The sequence below is a fragment of the Salinirubellus salinus genome (genome assembly GCF_025231485.1).
GTDB lineage: Archaea > Halobacteriota > Halobacteria > Halobacteriales > Haloarculaceae > Salinirubellus > Salinirubellus salinus.
The window spans coordinates 290,626-313,070 of the sequence record NZ_CP104003.1 but is presented as its reverse complement, the minus strand read 5'-3'; the positions used below and the strand labels follow the sequence as shown (position 1 = coordinate 313,070).

The following is a 22,445-nucleotide window of genomic DNA, read 5'->3' as shown; positions in this document are numbered from 1 at the left end:
GTTGTTTACTCGGAGACCGGCGTGGGACGGGTCGCTTAGGTGAGCGAGGGCTGGTCGGCGCTCGCCACCCGCTCGCCCAGTTCCGCGGGCGTCTCGGCCGGGGCGGAGCGCTCGCCACCCCGGACCACGACAGCCGTCTCCCGGTCGCCCGGCACCACCACCTTCTCGTGGTCGGCCACCCGGAGCGCCGCGCGGTGGAGGTCCGACCCGGCCGGCGGGGTCTCCACGACGAGCGGGTCGTAGTGGTGGCGCGCGCAGGCCGCCGCGTAGCCGGCCACCTCCGCACCCATCCGGTCGGCCGCGCCCGCGAACGCCGAGAGCGCGTCGGCCGCCCACTCGCGGTACTGGCCGTCACCCTCGCCCGTGAGGTACGCGAGGTCCAGCAGTGCGTCCGCGGCCTCGACGTTCGACTCCAGCGGCCGGAGCGGCCGGGTGAGCAGGCCCTCGCCCTCCAGCGGCCCGTCGTAGAACGCCCCCTCTGGCGCGCGGAGCGACGCGAGTTCGTCGGCGACGGCGACGGCGCTGTCGAGGTAGCGCGCCTCGCCGGTCACCTGCACCGCGGTGGTCAGGCCGGCGAGCAGGCGGGCGTGGTCGAGCAGGAGTCCGGACTCGCTCTCGGGCGCGTCGAAGTGCGAGACGACCCCGTCCTCGACGAGCGTCTCGAGGACGTGGTCGAGCGCGCGCTCGGCGTACCGCCGCGGCGCCTCGGCGTCGGTGAGCGCACCGACGCGCAACAGCGCCTCCGCGGCGAGGCCGTTCCGGTCGGCGAAGGCCGTCGCGTCGACGTGTGGCGCGTCGGCGTCCTCGCGCTCGGTGGCCTCGAGCGTGTAGTAGTCGCCGCCGGCCTGACTGCCGGCGAAGGCGTCGCCGTTCCAGAGCGTGGTCGTGAGGTAGTCCACCGTCCGCTCGGCCGTCTCGCGGTAGGAGTCCGTCCCGGTGTAGAGGTAGCCCGAGGCGAACGCACGCAGGAGCGCGGCGTTCTCGTCCAGCAGTTTCTCGCGGTGCGGTCGCGCCCAGTCGCGGTTCTCCGCGAAGCGGTAGAACCCGCCGTCGTAGGTGTCCTGCAGGTGGGTCTGTATCGCCTCCAGCGTCCGGGTCGCGCGGTCGCGGTCGCGCTTCAGCGCGAACTCGACCGTGCGGGCGAGCGGGAACTTGGCGCGCTCACCCCACCCGCCGAACTCCTCGTCGAACGCTTCGGCCACCTGCTCGACCATGTGCGCCTCGATGCCGGCGTCGACCCGGCCAACCGGCGGGTCTGGGTCCTGCAGCGCACGGGGGATCCGGCCCGCCTCGACGCCCTTCGCGGCCCACGTCTCGCGTACGGAGTCGAGGATGCCACGGAAGCCGTCGGCCCCGAGGTAGGTCGCACCGGTCATCACCTCGCCGTCCGGGGTGGTGAACACGGTGGAGGGGAACCCGCCCATGTTGTACCGCTCGCGCACACGGGGGTGTCGGTCCGCGTCGACCCGTATCGGGACGAACCCCTCGCCGACGTGCGCGGCGAGCATCGGGTCCGAGAAGACCTCCTCGTCCATCTCCTCGCAGGCGACACACCACGGCGCCGACAACGAGAGCAGGACCGGTTCGGTGCGGGCACGCGCCCGGTCGAAGGGCGTCTCGCCCCAGTCGAACCAGTCGACGAGGGTGCCGTGGCGCCGGGTACGGCCGGTCGACTCCGCACCGTCCGAACCGTCGGTCTCGGCGTCGTCAGTCATCGACGGGCGTTGGCCGGGCGGCCGGGAAAGGGTGTCTATCCGTCGGTGCCAGTCGGGGCCGAGGCCCGGTCAGGGCTCGGTCAACTCCTCCTCGACGCTCGCACCGGAGACGTAGCTGGCGAAGCGCACCCCGAACAGCGAGATGAGGATGCCCGCGAACACGAAGATGGCGAGGCGTGTCCACACCGAGAACCCGACGCCCTCGACGCTGACGGGGCCGAACGAGAGCGCGGGGAACCGGAGTGGGTCGATGACGCCCGCTCGTTCGAGGAAGTACCCCGCGAACCCGCGGACGACGAGGCCGACGGCGACGACGCCGAACGGCAGGTTGAGGAAGGAGTTGCGCACGTCCTCGTCGGCGAGGAACTCGTCCAGCAGTCGCCCGGTGGAGGCGGTCAGTGCCGCGAGTGCCAGCCACGGCACGGCGTCGAAGACGAACCGCATCCCGACGATGAGTTCGGCCGTCTCCGGGGCCATCCCCCGGACGCCGATGGCACCGGCGAACACCCCGACGAGCGCGAGCCCCCCGCCGACGACGTAGGTGACGAGCGACACCTGCCCCGAGTAGAACGCGTCCCGGACCAGTCCGGGGAGCGCGGCCAGCCAGTCGTCGATACCGAGTCCCTTGTAGAGCAGGAACACGCCGATGACGGCGGCGATGGCCGACAGCGCGATCGTGAGGCTGTCGGCCAGCAGGAGGAGGACGGGGAACGCGAGGAGCGCCGCACCAACCGGGACGAGGATGGTGGCGCGCAACTCCTCGTCGGCGAGGAACTGCTTCAGCAGGTAGTAGGTGGACTCGATGTCGTGGGCCTGCCGGACGACCACCCGGTCGACGGCGTCGACCCGGACCCGCGACTCGACGATGGGGACGAGGCGCTCGTCCTCGGCGCTGTCGACGACGACCACCGCGGAGTCGGGCGAGTACTGCCGCACCAGGTCGTCGGTGTGCCGTGCGACGGCCCGGTCCGCGCTCACGGCGTCGCCGTGCCCCGAGACGACGGCGACGACGGGGTCGTCTCCCTCCGCCTCGAGGTCACGAGCCACGCGGAGCGTCTCCAGCAGGCAGTTCACCCGGGAGTCCTCCGGGTCCTCGACGCCCACCTCCGAGACGAGAGCCTCGACCGCGTCGGTCCCCACCACGGGGCCGTCGGCGGCCAGCTGACCCCGGTCGATGCAGAGGACGAGCGTACTCACGTGCGGGGAGAAGGTGCCCCCGGATAAAAAAGCCGCCAGTCGGTCCGGTCAGAACCGGAACCGGCCGCCCTCCGCCCCGTCGTCCGGCAGGAAGGCGCTCGCGACGCCGGCGCCGAGCGCGTACGCGACCGACGCGGCCCCGCCCCGGAACCGCGTGAGCAGCCCCGCCCGCGGTTTCAGCTCGCGGACCGTCACCGGCCCGAGGTCCCGTTCCAGCCGGTCGAGGACGTCCTCACGCGTCCCGAGTTCGTCGGCGAGACCGTTCGCCACGGCGTCGCGCCCGAGGTACACCTTCGCCTCCGTCTCGCGGACGAACGCGGGGTCCATCTCGCGGCCCTCCGCCACCGTCTCGACGAACACGTCGTAGAACCCGTCGATGATGCCCTGCAGGTACTCGCGTTCGTCCTCGTCGATGTCGTCGAGGGCGACGCCGGCCTCCTTGTACTCGCCGGCGGTGAACTGCTCGTAGGAGAGGCCGACCTTCTCGAGCAACTCCCTGCCGGTCACGCGCGAGCCACGGACGCCGATGGAGCCGACGATGCTCGCCTCGCGTGCCCAGAGTTCGTCACACGCGCTGGCGATCCAGTAGCCACCCGAGGCACACACGTCGGTCGTGTACGCGAGGACGGGGCCGTCGAACGCCTCGGCCGCGAGCCGGATGTCGTCGCTCGGGACGATCTCCCCACCCGGCGTGTTCAGGTGCAGGAGGAGCCCCTCGACGGCGTCGTCGGCGTCCGCGGCCTCGATGCGGTCGACGACGGCGTCCGCGCCGGGCTGGGTCGGTCCCGAGGGAGGGAACGACGGGCTCCCGCCGTCGCGGGTGATGGGCCCCTCGACGGTCACCTCGGCGACGTTGTAGCCGGGGAAGACGCTCCGAGCGATGCGTCCCAGCACACCGAACGCCACCACCAGTACGAGGATTACGAGGAGGACTCCCAGCAGCTCCGCGAGGTCGGCGGGGTAGTCCACGAACAGTGCGAACGCGGCGACGGCGACGACGACGAGGCCCACCAGCAGGATAGCGAGGCGGCCGAGTCGGTCGGTCGTGTCGCTCACGCTGTATCACGTCGCATGCGCCGGGGTTCGGGGGAGAGACAGTTAAAGCCGCCGTGGTCTGGCGCCGGGACACGGACCGGCCGAGGGGGAGTGCTGTGGCTCGGGGCCGGTCGGGGGACGAAACGTAGAATCCGGGTCGGACCTAGAGCAGGCCGGCCTTCTGGAGCTTCATGAGGTCCTCGGTGTCGAGGGTCTCACCGTCCTTGAAGCTCTGGTAGATCTCCTCGGCCTCGCGCTTGGCCTCCTCGGCCTTCTGCTCGCGGTTCTGCTCGCGGGACTGCTCCTCCTTCTTGTCCATCTCGCGCAGGCGCTTCTGGACGCGGACGAAGTCCTCGTGGTGGCGGTCGGCCGCCTCCTGGGCGTCGACGAACTTCTCGTGCCACTCGTCGGCCTCGTCACGGATGTCGTCGGCCTCGCGGTAGGCCTGGATCATCTGGTTGTGGTGTTCCTGGGCCTCGTCGGCGAGTTCGGTCACCTTCTGGTGGTGTTCCGACGCCTTCGCGCGGACCTCCTTGGCCTTCTCCTTGACGTCCTCGAGGTCGCCGCTCTGGTCGAGCTTGGACTTTCGCTCCTCCAGCTGCTCGCGCTTGGTCTCGATCTTCTCGATGAGCTCGCGCTCGTCCTCCGTCGAGAGGACCTGCGTCTGCTGTTTGAACTCGAGGTCCTCGATCTCCTCCTTGAGTTCGTCGACGGACTTGCCGTCGTTGAGTTCGAGGTCGTCCTTGAGGCCGTCGACCTTGTCGAAGAGCTCGTTGGCCTTCGCGTTCAGCTCGTTGCGCTGTTTCTTGTGCTCCTGGACCTGCTCGTTGAGCTCGTCTCGCTTCTCGCGGTGTTCCTGGGCTTCGTCGACCTTCTCGCGTGTCTTCGCGTTGAGCTCGTCGCGCTTGGAGGCGCGCTCGGAGGCCATCTGGTTCAGGTCGTTGCGACGGTCTCGGAGCTGGCCAGCCATCTTGATCAGCTGGCCCTTGGATTTGTTCGCGAGGTCGTCGTCGGTCAGTTCTACGTTCTTGCTCTCGTCAATGCTCTCTGCCATGGTTGCTGTCGATTCCATTACCGCTCCAGCACGCGATGAGCGCGGCTCGCCGGGTCTGGCTGGTCCCTGATAAGCAGTTTCCCTGTCATCTGGTCGGCGTGCGATTCACCGAACGCTGGAGGCGTTCTGGTAACTCCGAATAAGATATTGCCGCATATAAAAGTACTGGTGGCCGGAGTAGCACGGTACCCCGTGACACCCTCGTTCTCGGCCGCGAGAAGGTTTGACACGCGCCGCGGGAGACGAGTTAAACGTCCGCTCGCCGGGCGGCGGCTCGGTGGGCCGCGTGCCGCGAGATGGCTGGGCTCAAGTGCCGGGGCGACCCAGCGCTGGTATGGAAGAGGTCGTCCACGCCCGCGGCCACGAGCACGTCACGGCCGAACACGCGAGCACCTGGGAGCTGACGAGCGACGACTGGCTCACGCCGGCCGGCGACTGCATCCTCGGCGTGGAGGCCGACCGCACGCCCGCGGCGTTCGACGAGGCGTTCTGCGAGGCCTGTCGCGATGCCGACCGCGAGGTGACGGCGACGTTCGAGGTCGGTGACACCACGGTGACTGTGACCGGCCGCGGACACCCGGACCTCACCTTCGAGGACGACCGGAGTATCGTCGTCCGGACCTCCGACTACGTCGACGACCGGACGGTGATGGTGGGTGCCGACGCCGCCGCGGGCGACCTGGACCGCTCGCTGGTGGCGGCGCTCGCCGACGGGGCCGACTGCCGGCTCGTCCTGCGGGTCTAGTCGAGGGAGACCACGGTCCGACCCGCGATGGTCCGCTGGTCGAGCGACGTGGGCACGAACGGGAGCGAGACCCGTCGCGTCCGCCCGTGCGTGTGGACCTCCACCTGTCGCTCCTCGCCGAGGCTCGCCTCGGCGTCCGTGTCGTCGACGACGACCACCGCAGTGTCGTCGTCTGCCGCCACCTGCACGCGGACCGGCGGGTAGCCGGGCGTGAACATCGTGTTGAGTGTCCCGTCGGCCTCGGCCCGGCGCAACAACCGGTCCAGATGTTCCACCCGGCGGCGCTCGGCGTGTGAGGTCACCTCGACGCGGGGGAGGCTGCCGTCGAACTGCGCGACTGTCCCGACGAGTTCACCCAGAGTTTCCATGGTTGAACGAAAGGGTGGTGTGGGTTTCGTTATGCGGCTGCGAACCTGTGGCACCCGTCTGTCCTAACGCGCCGTTACTACCCGATTAACAAGGGGCTATGGTCCGTGAGCACGCCCCGCACTAATCACCCCGGTGGACGACCGGAACCCGTAGCCTCAGGTGGTCGACGGCCCCACTGGTAGGTATGGACGAACCGGCCGAGAACATCTCGGGGGGCGCGGCGGGCGGCGGGCGCGACACGCCGTTCGAACCGGCGGCCGACCCGGCCACCCGCGCCGAGGCGTTCGTGGATCGACTGGGCGAGCGGTACTGGCAGAAGGCCTACGGCGGCCAGCCGGCCTTCGAGTGTCTCGTGCGGACCGTGCTCTCGCAGAACACCTCCGACGTGGCGAGTCAGCCGGCCCACGACGCGCTGATGGACCGGTACGGAGAGGGTGATCTCGCGGCGACGCTCGCCGACGCCGATCAGTCCGAACTCGCCGACACCATCTCGTCGGCGGGCCTCTACAACCAGAAGTCCGAGACGCTGGTCCGGCTCGGCGGTCGCGTCGTCGAGGAACACGGAGGAGCGGACGGATTCGACTCGTTCGTGAAGGACGCGGACCCGGGCACGGTCCGGTCGGCCCTGCTGGACATGAAGGGGGTCGGCCCGAAGACGGCCGACTGCGTCCTCCTGTTCTCGGGCGGGCGCGGTGGAGTCTTCCCGGTGGACACGCACGTCCACCGCATCGCCCGGCGGGTGGGGCTCGCGCCCGCCGACGCCGACCACGAGGGCGTCCGCGAGGCGCTCGAACGCGACGTCCCCGCCGAGAAGTGCGGCTTCGGCCACACCGCGACGATACAGTTCGGTCGCGAGTTCTGCACGGCACGCAAGCCAGCGTGTCTGGACGACCCGGAGGCCTGCCCGATGGCCGACTGCTGCGAGCAGGTGGGGGTCTACCCCGAGACGGGCGAGGTGGTCGACCCGAGCGAGGCGCCCGAGGCGTCGGGCGACTGACCGCCGGACTACCGACGCGCCAGCACGACGCCCACCGCGGTCAGCAACAGGAACGCCACGAGCGAGAGGTTCGGGATGGAGAGGCCGACCAGCGGCGCCCGCCACTGGACGACGGCACACCCACCGGCCCCGAAGCCACACGCCGTCGAGGTAGCCTGCAGGTACGAGTGGTACGTGGCGACGGCGAGCCCACCCACCGAGAGCGGGAGGGCGGTCAGCCACGCCCCGGCCCGGTCCTCGAACGCCGCCACCCCCAGCACCACCACCAGCGGGTACATCAGGATGCGCTGGTACCAGCAGAGTTCGCAGGGGACCAGCCCCAGCCCGAGCGAGAACCAGAGGCTGCCGGCGGTGGCGACGCTCGCCACGACGAGGCCACCGAGGAGCAGCGCGCGGTCCGTGGGGCGGGGGGTCGCCATCGGGTCACCCGACGAGCGAGTCGAGCGCCCCGCGGAACTGCTCGGGCTGGAACGGGGAGTAGGGGGTGCCGTCGACGACGACGGCGGGGGTCCCCGGTCGCTCGTCGCCGAAGGCGTCGAGGAACGGCCCGGTGTTGGCGCGTACCTCGCTCTCGTAGGCCCCGCTGTCGATGTCCTCTCGCAGCCCGCCCGGTTGACTCACCTCGACGGCGTTCGCGAACTCGACGAGCCGGTCGGCAGTAGCCCACTCCTGACTCTCCGGTGGCTGGTTCGCCATCACGTGCTCGTGGTACGACCAGTAACGCTCCGGGTCGCGGTTCCAGACCGAGAGCCCAGCGCGGGCCGCCCGGGGGGCGTCGGCCCCGAGGAAGGTGCCGTCGCCGAGGTAGGCGACCGAGCGATGCTCCAGCGTCAGGTCACCAGGGGCGACGTACGCCGCCACCACGTCGCCGAGTCCGAACACGCGGTCCGACCCGGTCGAGAACTCCGCGCAGAACGGGCACTTCCAGTTGCCGTAGTAGGTCACGACGGGGCCGCCGGTCCCCATCCGGGCGTAGGTGCTCGACTCGTCGGGGACGGGGGCGTCGGCGACGGGACCCCCGGTCTCCGCCGGGGCGCCGCCCCCGCCGCCACCGCCCCCACCGCCGAGGATGGAGGTACAGCCGGCGAGCGCGGCCGTCGTTCCCGCACCGGCGGCGGTCAGGAGGGCGCGTCGGGTCGTCATGGGCTGACGTAGTCGCCTCTCGTCGTTGAACGTTCTGGTCGGGGCGTCGAACGCCGCTCGGCGGACCGGGGTTGAAGTGCCGCCGTCGAGACGCGAAGTCGTGAGAGACCTAGAGTACCTCCGGACCATCCTGAACGACCCCGCCGGGCGTCGGTTCGTCCTGGAGTTCTTCGTCTACGGCACGGTCGCCATCCCGTTCGTCTTCCTCGTGTTCACGCCTGCGGTCACCGAGGCGTTCCCCGGCGCGTTCCCGGCGGGGAGCGACGGCTTCGGCCGGTTCGACGGCCCCGAGACGACGCTCGAGTGGACGCAGGCGTTCGTCGGAACACTCCTGCTCGCCATCTACCTCTACGGTCGCCTGCTGTTCACCGACCTCGGCGACGAGGTGCGCACGCTCCTCGACGACGACGTGCTGGAACGATAGAACGGAGCAGGAGAAGTGCCGAGGCTGTGCTGCGCGGGAGCGGACAAGTACACCCACCCGCTGCGAGCGCAGCGAGCAGCGCCTTTTTCATGAACGTTCGGTAGAGCGAAGCTCTACCGCAGCCCATCAGAAATCTTCGATTTCTGAGGACGTTTTTGCGCAAGCGGTTCGCGAGCGCAGCGAGCGAACCCGCCGCGCAAGAAGGTTCATTTGAAGCGGAACGTCTCCAGGTTCTTCGGCGCGAACGTCCGCATGTTGAACTCGTGGTAGAGCGCGGAGGAGAGGTCCTGCGTCGACTTCTCGTCGCCGTGGACGCAGAGCACCTTCTCGGGACGGGGGTTCATCGTGCGGACGAAGTTCATCAGCCCCTGGCGGTCGGCGTGGCCGGAGAAGCCGTCGACGGTCTTCACGTCCATCTTCATCGTCATCGTGTTCGAGCGCCCGCCGCCGTTGCGGTCGTTGATCGGGATCTCGTCCCAGCCGTTCTGGATGCGCCGGCCGAGCGTCCCCTGTGCCTGGTAGCCGACGAACACCATCGTCGAGTCCGGGTCCGAACCGACGTGCCGGAGCCACGACATGATGGGGCCGCCGGTGACCATCCCCGAGGTGGAGAGGACGATGGCCTGCTCGCCGTCGGCGACCTCCTGGCGTTCCTCCTCGCCACCGTCGATGTGGTTGAAGTAGTCCGCGAGGAACGGGTTCTCGTCGTCGTGGAAGATACGGTCGCGCAGGTCGTCACGCAGGTACTCGGGGTAGGTCGTGTGGATGGCCGTCGCCTCCCAGATCATCCCGTCGAGGTGGACGGGCATCTCCGGGATCTTCCCCTTGCGCATCGCCTCCTCGAGGACGAGCATGATCTCCTGTGACCGGCCGACGGCGAACGCCGGGATGAGGACCTTCCCGCCCTTCTCGTGGGCCTCGTTGATGACGTTCACGAGCTGGCGCTCGGCGTCCTCCTGATCGGTCTGGTAGTCGTTTCGCCCGCCGTAGGTCGACTCCATCACGAGCGTCTCCACGCGGGGGAACTCGTTGACCGCGCCGTTGAACAGGCGGGTGTCGTCGTAGTGGATGTCGCCGGAGAACGCGACGTTGTAGAGGCCGTCGCCGATGTGGAAGTGGCTCACCGCCGAGCCGAGGATGTGCCCCGCGTTGTGGAAGGTGAGTTTGACGTCCGGGGCGATGTCGGTCACGTCGCCGTACTCGATGGGGATGCAGTGCTTGATGGCCTCGCGGACCATCTCGGACTCGTAGGGCGGCGCGCGGCCCTCCTTCGCGGCGACGTCGAGGTAGTCCAGCGTCAGCAGGCCCATCAGGTCGCGCGTCGGCTCCGTGCAGTAGATGGGGCCGTCGTAGCCGTACTTGAACAGCAGCGGGATGAGCGCTGAGTGGTCGAGGTGAGCGTGGGTGAGGACGACCGCGTCGAGGTTCGACGCGCCGGCCCCGAGCGCCTCGGGCACCTGCAGGTAGGGCACCTCGCCCTCGGCGCCGGGCTTGTCGCCGCAGTCGATGAGGATGCGCGTGTCGGCCGTCGAGAGGACGAACGCGGCGCGACCGACCTCGCGGCAACAGCCGAGCGTGGTGATGCGGACCCACTGTTCGTCGGCCATCTGCCGGCGGTGGATCTGTCGGCCGATGCGCTCCAGGATGTCCCGTCGCTCCTCGCGTTCCTGCTTGAGGAAGTTCCGGACGTTCGAGACGGTGGAGGACTCGATGGGCGGCGTGCGGACGACCTCGGGAGTCCACCCCACCCGCTTGGTTATCTCACGGAGGGTCGAGCCGTGGCGGCCGATGACCATCCCCGGTTTGGCGGCCTCGATGACCACCTCGCCGGTGTCGGCGTGGAAGTCGAGGTCCGTCACGCCGGCCTCCTCGGGGATGACCTCCTCGATCTCCGCACGGGCCTCGCTGGGTCGCGAGAGCACGTCGGGGTCCGGGCGGACGGTGATGCGCTTCCGGAGTTTCGAGGCGAGTCGCCGGATGAGGTCGCCGTCCTGCGCGAACTTCTTGGGGTGGCGCGTGTAGACGACCAGTTCCGGTCCCTCGTAACGGACGTCGGAGATGGAGATGTCGTCCGGGACTTCGTCTGTGATCTCTGCTTTCAGGTCTTCGAGTTGCCGCTCTACGGAGCTCATGAATGGATAGGCTGGTACGTGTGTGCGTGCCACTCGACCCGGAACGGACTCCGGGACTGGCGTGGCCTGTGGATTGGTAGCACTCTCATGTGCGATAGACGTCGCCGACGCGGCGACTGCGGGGCAAGGTCCGGGTAAAACCCGCGTTACCACCCGATACACCACTAAATGTATAAAAGCCTTCGCAAACCTCACGGTATGCGTCTGACACGGGCCACGGTGGCCGCCGAACACGAACGGGTGCGCGGGGACGACCGGGTGGTCGCCCTCGTCAACGAGACGCGGGACCGACTCGGCGAGGCGTTCGGCGTCGAGGTGGGCCACGTCACCCCCGAACAGTACCGTGCGGAGGTGGACGCCGTCTTCGCGGACGGCGACACGGCGGTCAACGTCGCGGCGCTCTGTGGACTCCTCCGGACCCTCGACGTCGAGGGTGACTACCCCGGCTTCGTCGTCGACGAACTCCTCGGCCGGGAGCTCGCCGGCACCATCGCGGCCTCGAAGGGACGGGCCTACGCCCTCATCGCGGAGGCGACGTTCCACTACGCGGACATCCACACGCACGGTGCGAACGCGGAGAACGCAGGCGTCGACGACCTGACGGCGGCACTCGCCGCGGGGTTCCAGACACGGCTGCCGGGGTGGCCCTGGACCGAGACCGAGAGTCCGTTCGGGGTGTGAGCCGTGGGCGTGCCGAGCGTGACTCGCAGGCTTTATAGCCGCGCTGGAGCCAAATGGTACTACTATGGCCAAGCGAAGCAAGACCGGGAGCGCGGGCCGGTTCGGCGCCCGCTACGGGCGGGTCGCCCGCCGTCGCGTCGCGGAGATCGAGGACGACATGCGCAACACGAAGGTCGACGGCGACGACGTGAAGCGTGTCGGCACCGGCATCTGGGTGAACGAGGAGACCGGCGAGACGTTCACTGGCGGGGCGTACCGTCCCGTCACCCCCGCGGGCAAGACCGTCCGACGGTCCATCCGCGCGGCCCTCTCCGAGGGCGGCGAGGAGTAACGTACGGATGAGCTACAAGTGTTCCCGCTGCAAGCGCGACGTCGAACTCGACGAGTACGGCGGCGTCCGCTGTCCGTACTGCGGGCACCGCGTCCTGTTGAAGGAGCGCGCCCCCGACGTCAAGGAGATCGACGTCCAGTAAGGGCGTGAGCGCCCCGCACGAGGCGACGCTCGTCTTCGACTATCCCGACACCGAGAGCGCCCGCCTCGTCGAACGCGCCGTCTCACAGGAACTGGACGAGATAGACGGCGACCGGACGCGAGCGACGCTCGTCCGCGACGGCCGGACCGTCGAGGTCCGGGTCTCGGCCGACGACCTCGTCGCACTCCGGGCGGGATGTAACACCTGGTGTACGCTCGTCGAGGTGGCCGAGGCGGCGGGCGGTGTGGTCAGTTGACTCCGGGAGACTCGGGGCGGGGGGCCTCGCGAGAGAGGTCGACGGGGTGGGCGGCCGTGGCCTCGATGTCGCGGACGCTGCTCAGCCGACCGATCCGGTCGGCGAACGCACGAATCTCGTGTTCCAGCGGCGCGTTCTCGCGCGGGTAGCCGCTGTCGACTGTGACCTGCAACGTGACCTCGATGACTTCGTGGTCCATGCGTCGACTGACGGCCGCGCCGAAATAAGCTTCGTGGCCATTACGAGCGTTCTCCGTTCGGTTTTCCGGAGTTTACGCCCCCGATGAGCGTCACCGACGCTCCCCTCGGTCGGGGGACCGACCGGCCACCTGCGGCGGCGCTCGACCCCGTCCGTGACCCGCGTTCACACGGTATCTCGTCCGGATAAGCGTGGGTTTAACAGGGCGGGACTCTACCCCTCGTCCATGCAGGGCAACCTTCCGCCTGAGGCCCAGGAGAAGATAGAGGAGCTCCAGGACCTCCAGGAGACCGCACAGCAGGTCGCACAGCAGAAACAGTCGGCCGAGAGCACGCTGCGTGACTCCCGGACGGCGCTCGAGGCGCTCGACGACATTGAGGAGGACGCCACGATGTACCGCGAGGTCGGCGAGCTGCTCGTCCAGACGGACTACGACTCGGCCCACGAGGCGCTCGACGAGAAGGTCGACTCGCTCGAGGTGCGCGTCCAGACCCTCGAGAAGCAGGAAGAGCGCGTCCGCGACAAGTTCGAGGAACTCCAGCAGGAGCTCCAGCAGCTGCTCCAGGGCGGCGCTGGCGGCGGCCCGATGGGGCCGGGCGGCCCGGGCGCCGGCGGCGACTGAGACGCGGCCCGAAACGACCCACCTTTCTCTCGCGAGCCTGACGGGGTAGCCACAGCCATGACCCCAACCCCGACCGACCAGGAGGTCGTCGACACCGCCTCGGACGCCGCCGAGGGGCTGGTGTTCTCCCGCTACAAACAGAGCGACGTGACCGACCTCGACGTGACCGTCCGGTTCGAGGACGGCACGCTCGAGGTGGACGTCTACCTGAACGCGCCGAAGGTCGACCACGACCCGGAACAGGTGGCCGAGGACGCCGTCCGGGCGGCCGAGGCGGCCGTCGACGAACTGTTCGAGCAGGCGCGAGCGGAGGGGCTGGAGGGGGAAGGGGGAGACGGACGGGAGGGCTGAGTGGGGAGGAACGCCGGATGACGGGCCCTCAGCGGGCCGCGGCGAACCACTCGTGGAACAGGGTGAACGCGCCGACGACGACGACGATGCCGACGACGACGGCGAGGAGTGCGATTCCCACCTCGGAGACGACGTGGAACGTGTCTCCGCTGGTGTGGAGCGGTGCTTGCAGCGCGAACGTGGACGCCGAACGCATGTTGGACGGGCGTAGGTGCCGTGGCACTTACTGTCTGTCCTTCGTTCCCAGCCGCCGAGAAGGAGGGCGGGCGTCCGTCAGGTGAGGAAGAAGATGAGCACGCTCACCGCCGTCACGGCGAGGATGAACGCCCCCGCCAGCGCCCCGCCCATCGAGAGCATCGCGTTGGCGTGACTCGCCAGCGACTCCGTCCGGTCGTTCCCGAACACGCGGACCTCGGTACGTTCGGTCGCCATCCCGGCCTCCACGGGTTCGAGGTCGGCCGCCGCCTCGTCGACCAGTCGCCGGACGAGCGTCTCGAGTTCGTCGTGGTCGATGGCGTCGCCGACCTGGTTCTCCGCCTCCACCGTGTTCACCGTGTGGGTGTCGGTCGTGAGCACCTCGGCCTCGTCGATGGCGCCGTCGACGAGTGTCTCGACCAGTCGGTCGCGCAGACCGGGTTCCATGTTGTTCCCGTCGACGAGGACGTAGGCGGTCTGCTGGCCGTCGACCTCGAAGAGCGCGACGCGGATGCCGAGCGGCCCCACACCCTCGATGGGCTCCCACGGCGTCTCGTCCCACGCCACGCCGAGCGAGACGGGGTGGCGGTCGGCCACGCCGAGTCGCTCCCCGAGGGCGCCTGCCGACTCGATCATGTCGAACGAACGCTTCGAACCGGGGACGACGTGGCCGAGGTCGTCCCCCTCGAGCCCGTTGTTGCAGTTGTGGGCGTCCGCGAGCATCACGTCGCGGAGGCCACCCGTCCGGGCCTCCGCGGTGGCGGAGAGTCCGACCGCGTAGTCCACGTCGTCGGCGAAGCCGGGCGAGAACGTGGAGGCGAGGAACGCGCTGTCGCCGAACGCCTGTCCGAGCAGTTTCGCCTCGCCCGCCTCGACACGCTCGCTCCGGGTGGCCTCGGCATCGTACTGGATGCGCGAGTGGGCGCGGTCGGCGGCGGCGAGGACGGTGTCCACCTCGCGACCAGTCACGAGGTTGAAGTCGTGGCCCGCGGTGGCGTGCGGCGGGAACGCCAGCCCCTCCGCGCTCGCGGCGATGCGCTCGGGGAGGTTCCCCCCGCCGATCTCACCCATCGGACCGGGGTGTATCATCGGGAGCACGAACCGTGCTTTCTCGCCGGCGCTCGTCCGGAACGAGAGGACGCTCACGGGGACGATGGCGTCCTCGCCCAGTTGCTCGAAGAAGTCCTCGAGTTCGCGGGTCCCCTCGGCGATGTGGCCGACGAACCCGCGGATGAAGTCGAGCACCGAGACGCCCATCGAGTTGCGCCACGGGCGGTCGATGACGAGCAGGAACACGTAGACGGCACCCACGTAGAGGACGCAGGTGATGGCCAGCAGGACGAACAGCTCCGGGCCGACGGCGGTCAGCTCCGGTGGCGCACGTTCGGGCCGCGAGAGGTAGGACCGCAGGATGGGGCCACCTACCTCGAAGTAGGTCATCGTGCCGCTGTAGACGAACAGGAGGACCGCGGCGGCCACCGTCTGGACGCTCGCCGGGACGATGGCGGCGCCGAGGCGGTCACGCGAGACGGCCATCACGACCAGCAGTCGGAGTGCGAAGATGCTCGCGAGCGCGGCCACGAGCGCCTCGAAGACGAACTCCTGCCCGAGCGACGGCGAGAGGATGGCCCCGAGGCCGGCGAGCGTCAGGACGCCGACGACGACCAGTTCGCAGAGCAGCGCGAGCAGCGACGCCCGGTTCGGCGTGAGTTGCCCGCCGACCAGCCGGTCGAGGTACGGCGTGACTACGCTGGCGACGACGGTGGGGACGCCGATGAAGAAGACCCCCTGCCACGCGTCCTCGAGGACGAACCGGGAGTCGAACGCCGCGACGCCGGCGAGCGCGGCGATGAGGAGGGAGAAGGCGACGCTCGAGTACCACGAGGGAGCCCGGAAGATGAACCGCGAGAGCGACGCGAGGTCCCCTTGCGTGTTACTCATGTCTGGTTCCTCCGTACGAGTCCGCTTAACTACTCGTCAGACGCCTGTTCACACACGTCACGGAAGTTCTCGAAGACGGCCTCACCCTCCTCGGTGTGGGCCACCTCGGGGTGCCACTGGACCCCGTAGAGGTTCCGATCGGTGTCGCTCATCGACTCGATACCACAGACGTCGCTGGTGCCGGTCCGGACGAACCCCTCCGGGAGTTCCTTCACCTCGTCGGCGTGGCTCGCCCAGACCCGTGTCTCGGGGGCGAGCGACCCGACGAGCGGGTCGTCCGGGTCCTCGATACGGACGGTCACGTCGGCGTAGCCGCCGTACTCGCCCGAGCCGACGGTTCCGCCGAACTCCTCGGCGATGAGTTGCATCCCGAGACAGATGCCGAGGACCGGCTTGCCCGTCTCCAGATACTCCGCCGACCGACCGGCCCGGTCCATGTCCGGGCCGCCCGAGAGCACGAAGCCATCGGCCTCCACCTCCGAGGGTGGCGTCTCGTTGTCGACGATGTCCGAATCGATACCGAGGTCCCGGAGCGCGCGCCCCTCCAGGTGGGTGAACTGCCCGTGGTTGTCCACCACGACGATACGCGTCATTGTCACTCCGTACTCCGTAGCCCCGTATAAGCCTCCTGAAACGGCCGGAATCTCGAGCGCCGGCCGGCGTTCGACGGTCCTGCCGTGCATCGCCGGCCCTTTCTTCCGCGCGGCCGTCCCGTCAGTCGTGCCGCCCTCCTCCCTCGCCCGCCTCGCCCCGCCGACCCTCGCGCGTGTCGACCTCGACCGCTTCCTCGCGCTCGGCGCCCTCGTCGGCGCAGTCGGCTGGGGTGCGACCGCACTCCTCACCGCCCGCCCCGACCTCGTCGCCGACCCCGTCCTCGTCTCGGTGGCGCTGTGGGGCGTCCTCGTCGCCGTGATGGTCGGCGTCGGCGTCTTCGCGACGCCCGACGAGGTGCGGTTCTCCCGCCCGATGCTGGTCTGGGGTCCCGCGAACGCGCTGGCCTCGCTCGTCACCCTCGCTGTCCTGTTCGGGCCGCTCCCGGCGTGGACGCTCCCCGACGCGTGGGCGCTCGCTGGCCTCGTGGGCTACTACGCCAGCGCCCGCGCCACCGAGGGGAACGACCGGAACGTCTACCTCACCGCCGCCTTCTTCGAGGTCACGACGTTCGGGACGGGGACCTCGCCGGCGGTGTTCGTCGCGCTCGGCGTCTGTCACGTGGTCCCGCTCGTGCTCGTCGCGTTCACGGACTTCCGGCGGGCACCCTACGTGCTCGGCGGGGTCTGGCTGGCGGTGGTGCTGGCCGCGACGTTCCTCTGACGCCCGCTACTCCTCCCGGAAGCCCGCTTCGGTCAGCGCCTCGTTGATGTCCTCGCGGACCCACTCGCCCGACTCGCGGTCGCGCGCCGTCGTCACGACGCGGTTCTCCTGGACGCTGGAGCCGTCGCGGATGAGCAACCGGACGTTGCCCGTCCCGTCCGCCCGGGTGGCCTTCGCCCGCACGCCGGAGCGTGACCCCGAACCGCCGGCGTCGATGGGCCCCGGGATGACCTTCTTCACGTGCGGGTGCTCGGCCGCGATGCGTATCACCTGGTAGCCGTCGCGGTCCCCGATGAGGGTCGAGTGTGACCCACCGAGTTTCTCCGCGACCGGCTTCTCGACGACCTCGAGCGGCGAGTCCCCCTTGCGTGCGAGGACTGCCTCGACGGGGTCGCCGTCCCCGCCCACGCGGTAGAGCGGGTAGTGCAGTTGCGCGCGCACCGCGTTCAGCACCTCGCGGTCGCCGGTGGCGTACACCTCCTCGGGGCGCTTGCGGTGGACGTCGTCGGTGATCTGGCCCGCGTAGTTGCGCAACTCGGTCCCGACCCACCGCTCCGAGGACTCGGGGCGGGTCGTGACCACGCGCTGACCGACCACCTCCTCGTCGTCGAGGGCGGTGACGGTCGCCCGCTCGCGGGTCAGGTCGAGGACGACGGCGTCGGCGTTGGCCGTCTCGCACTGGAGACAGTAGTCTCCCGGCCGCTCCAGCGAGTTCGCACAGCGCCGACACTCCATACTCCACGGTCGGGTCGCGTGACCGATAAGGAGGGCGGTTCGATCGTCCCGCCAGCGACAGCCGGGACGGACGGTTCGAGACGCGTCCGCGGGACCGACCCCGACCCAGTGGTCCTACCGGTCGAACGGCTCACCCGCCGACCGCAGCGACGCGGACCGCCTCGACGTAGTTCGCGCCCGCGAGGAGCACGAGTCCCGCCAGCAGCATCACCCACTCCCCGAGCGAGACGTGCCAGTCCCGAACGGAGCGGACCCGCTCGAACTCCTCGCGCCAGCGCGGGCCGGACCGCTGGTGCCAGAGCATCACGCCGCGCGTGGCCACCGCGATGGCGACGAACGCGGTGAGTTCGTAGAGGCCGCTCCGGCCGAGCGCCACCGCGAGCGATGGTTCGAGCCGGCCCGCCTGTATCACCAGCGAGTTCGACCCCCAGACGAGGCCGCCCTGTACGAACGTCACGAGGAGGACGAGGTGGCCGAGCGGCGTCTCCACCGACCGGAACGTGTTCGCACCCACGAGGACGAGCGCGAACAGGAGGTTGAATCCGAGGATGCTGAGGAACTCCGCGCGGACGTTCCCGAGGTAGGGCGTGCGCGCGCCGACCCCTGCGGCACCCCGGAGGACGCCCTCGGGCAGGAGGTAGTAGCCGACGTACCACGCGGCGACGAACAGCGTCGTGAACACTACCCACGAGGCGACGAACCGGACGAGGACGTTCTCGTGGTTGACCACTGCCGAGAGCCGACTCCAGAGCGTCGAGGGGGCCGTCCCCGTCGGGGCGTCGCCACCGCTCGTACTCGTGTCCATAGCGGGGATACGGCGGGTGACCTGAAAGCCAGTCTAGAAGATTCCCGTCTGGCGAGAACGGACCGCTGGACGGCCGGTGGCGGCAGTGACGGCGCGGTCAGGCCCCGTCCTCGTCGCTCGCGCGCAGCGTGAGCACCGGCACCGGCGAGGTCCGCACGACGCGCTCGGCGACGCTCCCGATGAGGTAGTGGTCCAGGCCCGTGCGACCGTGGGTCCCCATCACGACGAGGTCGACCGGGAGGTCCTCGACGGCCTCGAGGATGACCGTCCGAGGCACCCCGGCGTCGACGTGGATCTCGGTGTCCACCTCGTCCGGGAGGCGGTCCACGGTGGCCTCGGCGGCCTCGCGGGCGCGGTCGGACTCGGCCTCGTCCCAGACGTCCGGCGCGAGGCCGGCGGAGGGACTCTCGAAGCGGTTGCGCGTGTCCGCGACCGACAGCACGTGGACCGTCGCGCCCTGGTCGAGGGCGAGGTCGGCGACGTGGTCCGCCGCGGCGTGGCTACTCGGACTCCCGTCGGTCGGGAGCAGGACGTCGTCGTACACCATCAGGCGACCCCCACGACGATGCCGAACAGGGCGAGCGCGATGATGGTGAACAGCACGCCGACGCCCTTCTTCAGGAGCTCCGTGTCGAGTCGGGAGGCGACGTACGGGGCGATCTGTCCGCCCGTCACGGTCGCCGGCACCGTCCAGACGACCATGTTCCACGGCGTCGAGGCCAGGTCGATGGCGTGGCCGCCGACCAGGCCGCCGCCGAAGACGTGGACGAGCGAGGCGAGCACCGCCGTCAGCGCGACGACGATGTGGTTCGTCCCGATGGCGATGCGGACCGGAACCTCGGTCCGGAGCATCGAGATGATGCCGAGTTCGCCGATACCGAAGCCGGCCAGCCCCTGGAACACGCCGCCGATGGAGTAGTTCCCGAACCGTTCGAGCCAGCCCCCGCGCGTGTAGTGGTAGTCGTTGCCGTCGCGGTCGACGCGAGTCACCTTGCCGTCGCCGTCGGTGTCGACGCCGGCCGGGCCGAGCTTGTCGTCGTCGTCCGGGAGCGTCCCGCCGTCCGCGGAGACGGCCTTGCCGTCCTCGCCACTCGCGTCGCTCTCCTCGGGCCCCTCGTGGTCGAGGTCGACCCGGAACAGCAGGAACGCGGCGGCGATGAGCGCCACCCCGAGCAGGAACCGGAACACCGGCGCCGGGATGACGAACGAGAGCAGCGCCCCGCCCACGACGAACGGGATGGCCCCGCCGACCAGCGAGAGCGCGAGCTTCCGGTCGACCAGCCCGTACTGGATGAACGCCAGCGCGGAGCTGGAGAGGCCGAACGACTCGCTGATGAGGCCGATCTTCACGATGGTCTCGGGCTCGAGGTTCGCCGACACCAGCGCGTCCGGGGCCAGCAGCGTCGCCAGCCACGGGAACACGAAGATGAGGTACGGGACGAACAGGGCGGAGCCACTGATGCCCACGGTGTTCACGATGGTCGCCCCGAGCAGGAAGAACGGGAACAGCCACCACCACCGCAGCCAGTAGTCCGCGCCACCACTCGTCTCGGCGGGAAGTGGCGCCCCGAGGTACACCCCCGTTACGAACAGGAGTGGTGCCAGGAACACGAAGATGTGCTGGTACTTCAGGAACGTCCGTTGAATGCGGTCGGCGCCAGAGGCGTCGCTCATTGACGGATACTCGCTCCGAGGAGTGGGGGCATTAATAGTCTTGTGTTCCCGAACCCTCCGAAGTGCCGAATTCGCCGTGTTAGAGGCCCACAACCACCGAATCCATTCCGGCAATCGCTGCCACCAGTATCATAAATGGGCACAGATTCGGCCCGTCGGAACGCAGGGTCACTCGACGGGACGAGAGGACACCGAGTGGTCCACAGTGGCGACGAGTGTCGTGTCAGACACCTGTCTTACGAGGTCGGGGCGCGCGCTTGCAGGGCAGGACGGAGGAAGTCCGGGCGGAACCGGTCAAGCCGGGTCAGGTCAGGTCAGGTCCGCCGGGTGGCTCTTCAGGAACTCCCGGAGCACCACCGTCGCGTACGACCCCTTCGGCAGCGCGAACGAGAACGTCAGCGGGTCCAGCGCGACCGTCAGATTCGTCCGGAGCAGTATCGCCCGCCGCGTCCCCGTCGAGTGGAACTCGCCGGGCAGGTCGAACGACTCGCGAGAGAGGTCGAGGTCCGCGAGCACCTCGCGGGCGATCTCGCCCGGTTCGCCGTCGGCGAACTCGGTCTCGGTCCCGACCAGCGGCGCGGTGACGAACGCGCGGCCACGCGCGCAATGACGGTTCACTGTCGCCAGTCGCTTCCCGCTCGCGGCCTGCAGGCGGTCGGTGTCCGGCAAGGCGAGTCCCTCGGGGGTGTCGGCGTCGGCGAAACACACCACGTCGCCCTCGACTGCCTCGTGGAACGGGAGACCCCGCTCGAGGCGCTCGGAGAGGATCAGATTGAACACGTACGACTGGGCGGCGTTCACGAGCAGTCGCTGGAGGTTCGTGGGGAGCGTCTCCAGCGCCTCGCGGAAGTGCGCGGGGCGTTCGCCACCAGTCTCCGCGAGCGAGTGGACCATCGACCGCTCGTACCGGAGCTTCCGGGGTAGTCGGTCGATGGCGCCCTCCCAGTCGTGTGTCTCGGCGACCCACTCGCGGGCCGCGCGGGTGTCCTCGGGCTCGAACTCGGCCGTCGTGGTCACGTAGGTCAGCACCGCGTCCTCCCAGTTCCCGCGGACGATGTCGAGCCCCGTCCGGTGCGTGATGGCCCGGCGCGAGCCGAACCGCTGGTGACCGAAGTAGTTCGGGACGCCGGCGGGGGCCGCCGGGTCGTCCGGGTCGCCGTCGGCGAACGCACGCAGGGACCGCGCGATGGCGTCGCCGTTCTGGGGGTGGTCCGGGTCGCGGACGGTTATCTCGAAGCGGTTGCCCGCGAGGTCACCGAACAGCAGCGGCCGGCCGGCGCGTCCGAGCACCTCCAGTTCGGCGTCCCTGACCGCCGGCAGGTCCGCGGCCGCCACGTCGCGCACGGAGAACAGTTGCGTCGTCACCGCACGCTTGTCCTTCGTCCCCGCCCACGAGACCCGCTCGCGAGAGATGCCGAGTCGCTTCGAGAGCGAGTCGGCGAAGTCGTTGGTGTCCCAGCCGCGAAGCGTGGCCCGGAAGACGAGTTCCGGGTAACTCCCCCGGTCGGCGTCCGGCGGCTGGACGTCCGCGCCGAACCGCTCGAGTTCGGTCACCTGGAAGTCCTCGGGCGAGGCGCGCAGGCGCCCACCGGTGCCGTCGGCGTCGCTCACGTACCAGCACATCCCCATCTCGCGTTCGAGGGCGCCGGCCTCGCGCATCAGGGCACCTCCACGGGCGTCTCGCTGTCCATACCCGCGGTTCCACACGGGCCGGCAAGTGGCTGTGGGTTCGCCGGGAGTGCCTCAGGGCGGTCCGGGTGGGTGCGAGTCGACGACGCCGACGCCGCGAGCGAGCGCGTCCGCCAGCACCGTGCCGCCGCAGAGCACCGCCACGCCCGGTAGCTCGAACACCGACCGGTTCCGCGGGTCCGCCGGCACCACCACGACGTGCCGGAGTCCCAGCTGTCCACGGAGGTGCTGGACGACGAGCAGGTTCTGTCCGTCGTCGCCCGTGACCACCACGGCGGTGTGTTCGGGGCCGACGCCGGTCGCGCCGAGCGCCTCCGGGACCGTCAGGTCGGGCACGTGGGAGGCCTCGTAGTCGACCGGGTCCCGCACCGCGGCCGGGTCGTCGTCGAGGTGGTGGACGCGCGCCTCGCGGGCCAGTCCCTCGGCCAGTCGACGCCCGACCTGTCCCCCACCGACCACGAGGACGCGGTCGGTCGGCGGGGGCCGTCGGCCCGTCGTGACGACGCCCGGTGACACGCGGCGCCTCGTGGATCGGTCTGCCGACCCCGCCGACGCCGCCGTCTCGCGGTCCGGCCCCGACTCCGGTCCGTCCAGCGACACGCCACTCGGTCCCCGTCGGTCTGTCGCCATACCCCGATTCGGTCCCGTCGAAACATAAGAGTTCCTAAAAAATGACCGGAACAGTAAATATACGAGGCAT

At 69.7% G+C, this 22,445-nt stretch carries 28 protein-coding genes; 10 read left to right on the top strand and 18 right to left on the bottom strand.

Annotated elements, in window-relative coordinates; genetic code table 11:
* Positions 1-35: 35 nt before the first annotated feature.
* The 4 genes from N0B31_RS01740 to N0B31_RS01725 all read right to left on the bottom strand — a co-directional run bounded on the left by N0B31_RS01740 (position 36) and on the right by N0B31_RS01725 (position 5,001).
* On the bottom strand, positions 36-1,715 hold the full coding sequence (locus tag N0B31_RS01740) for a DUF255 domain-containing protein (RefSeq protein ID WP_260594066.1): 1,680 nt from the start codon (positions 1,713-1,715) through the stop codon (positions 36-38).
* Positions 1,716-1,784: 69 nt separating this feature from the next.
* On the bottom strand, positions 1,785-2,912 hold the full coding sequence (locus N0B31_RS01735) for a DUF373 family protein (RefSeq protein ID WP_260594065.1): 1,128 nt from the start codon (positions 2,910-2,912) through the stop codon (positions 1,785-1,787).
* 48 nt (positions 2,913-2,960) lie between these two features.
* Complete coding sequence (locus N0B31_RS01730) at positions 2,961-3,968, bottom strand: S49 family peptidase (RefSeq protein ID WP_260594064.1); 1,008 nt, start codon at positions 3,966-3,968, stop codon at positions 2,961-2,963.
* A gap of 142 nt (positions 3,969-4,110) precedes the next feature.
* Complete coding sequence (locus N0B31_RS01725) at positions 4,111-5,001, bottom strand: coiled-coil protein (RefSeq protein ID WP_260594063.1); 891 nt, start codon at positions 4,999-5,001, stop codon at positions 4,111-4,113.
* Between the two features lie 334 nt (positions 5,002-5,335).
* Here N0B31_RS01725 and N0B31_RS01720 point away from each other — a divergent pair, with 334 nt between their 5' ends.
* On the top strand, positions 5,336-5,746 hold the full coding sequence (locus N0B31_RS01720) for a DUF371 domain-containing protein (RefSeq protein ID WP_260594062.1): 411 nt from the start codon (positions 5,336-5,338) through the stop codon (positions 5,744-5,746).
* On the opposite strand, the gene N0B31_RS01715 is transcribed toward N0B31_RS01720, so the two are convergent.
* Entirely contained in the window at positions 5,743-6,114 is a 372-nt protein-coding gene (locus N0B31_RS01715) for a hypothetical protein (protein WP_260594061.1), read from the bottom strand. The two genes, N0B31_RS01720 and N0B31_RS01715, sit on opposite strands and share 4 nt — an antisense overlap.
* Before the next feature lie 185 nt (positions 6,115-6,299).
* On the opposite strand from N0B31_RS01715, the gene N0B31_RS01710 reads away from it, so the two are divergent.
* Entirely contained in the window at positions 6,300-7,112 is an 813-nt protein-coding gene (locus N0B31_RS01710) for an endonuclease III domain-containing protein (RefSeq protein ID WP_260594060.1), read from the top strand.
* Positions 7,113-7,120: 8 nt separating this feature from the next.
* Here N0B31_RS01710 and N0B31_RS01705 read toward each other — a convergent pair whose 3' ends face one another.
* Together N0B31_RS01705 and N0B31_RS01700 are read right to left on the bottom strand one after the other, a co-directional pair.
* Positions 7,121-7,531 carry a disulfide bond formation protein B gene (locus N0B31_RS01705; protein ID WP_260594059.1) on the bottom strand — a complete coding sequence of 137 codons (411 nt, stop codon included), beginning with the start codon at positions 7,529-7,531 and terminating at the stop codon, positions 7,121-7,123.
* Positions 7,532-7,535: 4 nt separating this feature from the next.
* Complete coding sequence (locus tag N0B31_RS01700; RefSeq protein ID WP_260594058.1) at positions 7,536-8,255, bottom strand: DsbA family protein; 720 nt, start codon at positions 8,253-8,255, stop codon at positions 7,536-7,538.
* A 100-nt stretch (positions 8,256-8,355) separates the two neighbouring features.
* On the opposite strand from N0B31_RS01700, the gene N0B31_RS01695 reads away from it, so the two are divergent.
* Complete coding sequence (locus N0B31_RS01695) at positions 8,356-8,679, top strand: hypothetical protein (RefSeq protein WP_260594057.1); 324 nt, start codon at positions 8,356-8,358, stop codon at positions 8,677-8,679.
* A 206-nt stretch (positions 8,680-8,885) separates the two neighbouring features.
* Here the strand turns inward: N0B31_RS01695 and N0B31_RS01690 are convergent, their stop codons facing one another.
* Positions 8,886-10,811 carry a beta-CASP ribonuclease aCPSF1 gene (locus N0B31_RS01690; protein ID WP_260594056.1) on the bottom strand — a complete coding sequence of 642 codons (1,926 nt, stop codon included), beginning with the start codon at positions 10,809-10,811 and terminating at the stop codon, positions 8,886-8,888.
* A 198-nt stretch (positions 10,812-11,009) separates the two neighbouring features.
* Between N0B31_RS01690 and N0B31_RS01685 the strand changes: the two genes are divergently transcribed.
* The 4 genes from N0B31_RS01685 to N0B31_RS01670 all read left to right on the top strand — a co-directional run bounded on the left by N0B31_RS01685 (position 11,010) and on the right by N0B31_RS01670 (position 12,221).
* Positions 11,010-11,492: a DUF7984 family protein gene (locus N0B31_RS01685; RefSeq protein WP_260594055.1), complete on the top strand. Its 483-nt coding sequence runs from the start codon at positions 11,010-11,012 to the stop codon at positions 11,490-11,492.
* Positions 11,493-11,556: 64 nt separating this feature from the next.
* On the top strand, positions 11,557-11,823 hold the full coding sequence (locus tag N0B31_RS01680; RefSeq protein ID WP_260594054.1) for a 50S ribosomal protein L37ae: 267 nt from the start codon (positions 11,557-11,559) through the stop codon (positions 11,821-11,823).
* Between the two features lie 7 nt (positions 11,824-11,830).
* Positions 11,831-11,965: a DNA-directed RNA polymerase subunit P gene (locus N0B31_RS01675; protein WP_260594053.1), complete on the top strand. Its 135-nt coding sequence runs from the start codon at positions 11,831-11,833 to the stop codon at positions 11,963-11,965.
* A 4-nt stretch (positions 11,966-11,969) separates the two neighbouring features.
* The gene (locus N0B31_RS01670) at positions 11,970-12,221 is read left to right on the top strand and encodes a KEOPS complex subunit Pcc1 (protein WP_260594052.1); all 252 of its coding nucleotides are present in this window, start codon (positions 11,970-11,972) and stop codon (positions 12,219-12,221) included.
* Here the strand turns inward: N0B31_RS01670 and N0B31_RS01665 are convergent.
* A complete protein-coding gene (locus N0B31_RS01665; protein WP_260594051.1) occupies positions 12,214-12,420 on the bottom strand; it encodes a hypothetical protein in 207 nt (68 codons plus the stop codon). The two genes, N0B31_RS01670 and N0B31_RS01665, sit on opposite strands and share 8 nt — an antisense overlap.
* 225 nt (positions 12,421-12,645) lie before the next feature.
* Here N0B31_RS01665 and N0B31_RS01660 point away from each other — a divergent pair, with 225 nt between their 5' ends.
* Positions 12,646-13,041 carry a prefoldin subunit beta gene (locus tag N0B31_RS01660; protein WP_260594050.1) on the top strand — a complete coding sequence of 132 codons (396 nt, stop codon included), beginning with the start codon at positions 12,646-12,648 and terminating at the stop codon, positions 13,039-13,041.
* 57 nt (positions 13,042-13,098) lie between these two features.
* Positions 13,099-13,392, top strand: a complete 294-nt coding sequence (locus N0B31_RS01655; RefSeq protein ID WP_260594049.1) for a DUF3194 domain-containing protein — start codon at positions 13,099-13,101, stop codon at positions 13,390-13,392.
* A gap of 28 nt (positions 13,393-13,420) precedes the next feature.
* On the opposite strand, the gene N0B31_RS01650 is transcribed toward N0B31_RS01655, so the two are convergent.
* From N0B31_RS01650 to N0B31_RS01640, 3 genes are all read right to left on the bottom strand, one after another.
* Positions 13,421-13,588 (bottom strand): hypothetical protein, encoded by a 168-nt coding sequence (locus N0B31_RS01650; RefSeq protein WP_260594048.1) that lies wholly within the window; start codon positions 13,586-13,588, stop codon positions 13,421-13,423.
* Positions 13,589-13,665: 77 nt separating this feature from the next.
* The gene (locus N0B31_RS01645; protein ID WP_260594047.1) at positions 13,666-15,528 is read right to left on the bottom strand and encodes a DUF2070 family protein; all 1,863 of its coding nucleotides are present in this window, start codon (positions 15,526-15,528) and stop codon (positions 13,666-13,668) included.
* A 29-nt stretch (positions 15,529-15,557) separates the two neighbouring features.
* Positions 15,558-16,121, bottom strand: a complete 564-nt coding sequence (locus N0B31_RS01640; RefSeq protein WP_260594046.1) for a GMP synthase subunit A — start codon at positions 16,119-16,121, stop codon at positions 15,558-15,560.
* Positions 16,122-16,248: 127 nt separating this feature from the next.
* On the opposite strand from N0B31_RS01640, the gene N0B31_RS01635 reads away from it, so the two are divergent.
* A complete protein-coding gene (locus N0B31_RS01635; RefSeq protein WP_260594045.1) occupies positions 16,249-16,842 on the top strand; it encodes a hypothetical protein in 594 nt (197 codons plus the stop codon).
* Between the two features lie 6 nt (positions 16,843-16,848).
* Here the strand turns inward: N0B31_RS01635 and N0B31_RS01630 are convergent, their stop codons facing one another.
* The 6 genes from N0B31_RS01630 to N0B31_RS01605 all read right to left on the bottom strand — a co-directional run bounded on the left by N0B31_RS01630 (position 16,849) and on the right by N0B31_RS01605 (position 22,375).
* The gene (locus tag N0B31_RS01630; protein WP_260594044.1) at positions 16,849-17,577 is read right to left on the bottom strand and encodes a DUF2103 domain-containing protein; all 729 of its coding nucleotides are present in this window, start codon (positions 17,575-17,577) and stop codon (positions 16,849-16,851) included.
* Positions 17,578-17,707: 130 nt separating this feature from the next.
* Positions 17,708-18,382: a hypothetical protein gene (locus tag N0B31_RS01625; protein WP_260594043.1), complete on the bottom strand. Its 675-nt coding sequence runs from the start codon at positions 18,380-18,382 to the stop codon at positions 17,708-17,710.
* 97 nt (positions 18,383-18,479) lie between these two features.
* Positions 18,480-18,926 carry a universal stress protein gene (locus tag N0B31_RS01620; protein ID WP_368389260.1) on the bottom strand — a complete coding sequence of 149 codons (447 nt, stop codon included), beginning with the start codon at positions 18,924-18,926 and terminating at the stop codon, positions 18,480-18,482.
* 2 nt (positions 18,927-18,928) lie between these two features.
* Positions 18,929-20,056: a sulfite exporter TauE/SafE family protein gene (locus N0B31_RS01615; RefSeq protein WP_260594041.1), complete on the bottom strand. Its 1,128-nt coding sequence runs from the start codon at positions 20,054-20,056 to the stop codon at positions 18,929-18,931.
* Between the two features lie 309 nt (positions 20,057-20,365).
* Positions 20,366-21,715: a tRNA pseudouridine(13) synthase TruD gene (gene truD / locus N0B31_RS01610; RefSeq protein WP_260594040.1), complete on the bottom strand. Its 1,350-nt coding sequence runs from the start codon at positions 21,713-21,715 to the stop codon at positions 20,366-20,368.
* 84 nt (positions 21,716-21,799) lie between these two features.
* The gene (locus tag N0B31_RS01605) at positions 21,800-22,375 is read right to left on the bottom strand and encodes an NAD-binding protein (protein WP_260594039.1); all 576 of its coding nucleotides are present in this window, start codon (positions 22,373-22,375) and stop codon (positions 21,800-21,802) included.
* Positions 22,376-22,445: the final 70 nt, after the last annotated feature.

Bases quoted from the DNA above. Each gene is read 5' to 3' on its own strand.
- N0B31_RS01685 (WP_260594055.1), top strand. From the start codon at position 11,010: ATGCGTCTGACACGGGCCACGGTGGCCGCCGAACACGAACGGGTGCGC.
- N0B31_RS01740 (WP_260594066.1), bottom strand. From the start codon at position 1,715: ATGACTGACGACGCCGAGACCGACGGTTCGGACGGTGCGGAGTCGACC.
- N0B31_RS01605 (WP_260594039.1), bottom strand. From the start codon at position 22,375: ATGGCGACAGACCGACGGGGACCGAGTGGCGTGTCGCTGGACGGACCG.
- N0B31_RS01675 (WP_260594053.1), top strand. From the start codon at position 11,831: ATGAGCTACAAGTGTTCCCGCTGCAAGCGCGACGTCGAACTCGACGAG.
- N0B31_RS01645 (WP_260594047.1), bottom strand. From the start codon at position 15,528: ATGAGTAACACGCAAGGGGACCTCGCGTCGCTCTCGCGGTTCATCTTC.
- N0B31_RS01630 (WP_260594044.1), bottom strand. From the start codon at position 17,577: ATGGAGTGTCGGCGCTGTGCGAACTCGCTGGAGCGGCCGGGAGACTAC.
- N0B31_RS01665 (WP_260594051.1), bottom strand. From the start codon at position 12,420: ATGGACCACGAAGTCATCGAGGTCACGTTGCAGGTCACAGTCGACAGC.
- N0B31_RS01720 (WP_260594062.1), top strand. From the start codon at position 5,336: ATGGAAGAGGTCGTCCACGCCCGCGGCCACGAGCACGTCACGGCCGAA.
- N0B31_RS01615 (WP_260594041.1), bottom strand. From the start codon at position 20,056: ATGAGCGACGCCTCTGGCGCCGACCGCATTCAACGGACGTTCCTGAAG.
- N0B31_RS01660 (WP_260594050.1), top strand. From the start codon at position 12,646: ATGCAGGGCAACCTTCCGCCTGAGGCCCAGGAGAAGATAGAGGAGCTC.
- N0B31_RS01625 (WP_260594043.1), bottom strand. From the start codon at position 18,382: ATGGACACGAGTACGAGCGGTGGCGACGCCCCGACGGGGACGGCCCCC.
- N0B31_RS01655 (WP_260594049.1), top strand. From the start codon at position 13,099: ATGACCCCAACCCCGACCGACCAGGAGGTCGTCGACACCGCCTCGGAC.
- N0B31_RS01710 (WP_260594060.1), top strand. From the start codon at position 6,300: ATGGACGAACCGGCCGAGAACATCTCGGGGGGCGCGGCGGGCGGCGGG.
- N0B31_RS01715 (WP_260594061.1), bottom strand. From the start codon at position 6,114: ATGGAAACTCTGGGTGAACTCGTCGGGACAGTCGCGCAGTTCGACGGC.
- N0B31_RS01725 (WP_260594063.1), bottom strand. From the start codon at position 5,001: ATGGCAGAGAGCATTGACGAGAGCAAGAACGTAGAACTGACCGACGAC.
- N0B31_RS01680 (WP_260594054.1), top strand. From the start codon at position 11,557: ATGGCCAAGCGAAGCAAGACCGGGAGCGCGGGCCGGTTCGGCGCCCGC.
- N0B31_RS01690 (WP_260594056.1), bottom strand. From the start codon at position 10,811: ATGAGCTCCGTAGAGCGGCAACTCGAAGACCTGAAAGCAGAGATCACA.
- truD (WP_260594040.1), bottom strand. From the start codon at position 21,715: ATGCGCGAGGCCGGCGCCCTCGAACGCGAGATGGGGATGTGCTGGTAC.
- N0B31_RS01700 (WP_260594058.1), bottom strand. From the start codon at position 8,255: ATGACGACCCGACGCGCCCTCCTGACCGCCGCCGGTGCGGGAACGACG.
- N0B31_RS01705 (WP_260594059.1), bottom strand. From the start codon at position 7,531: ATGGCGACCCCCCGCCCCACGGACCGCGCGCTGCTCCTCGGTGGCCTC.
- N0B31_RS01640 (WP_260594046.1), bottom strand. From the start codon at position 16,121: ATGACGCGTATCGTCGTGGTGGACAACCACGGGCAGTTCACCCACCTG.
- N0B31_RS01650 (WP_260594048.1), bottom strand. From the start codon at position 13,588: ATGCGTTCGGCGTCCACGTTCGCGCTGCAAGCACCGCTCCACACCAGC.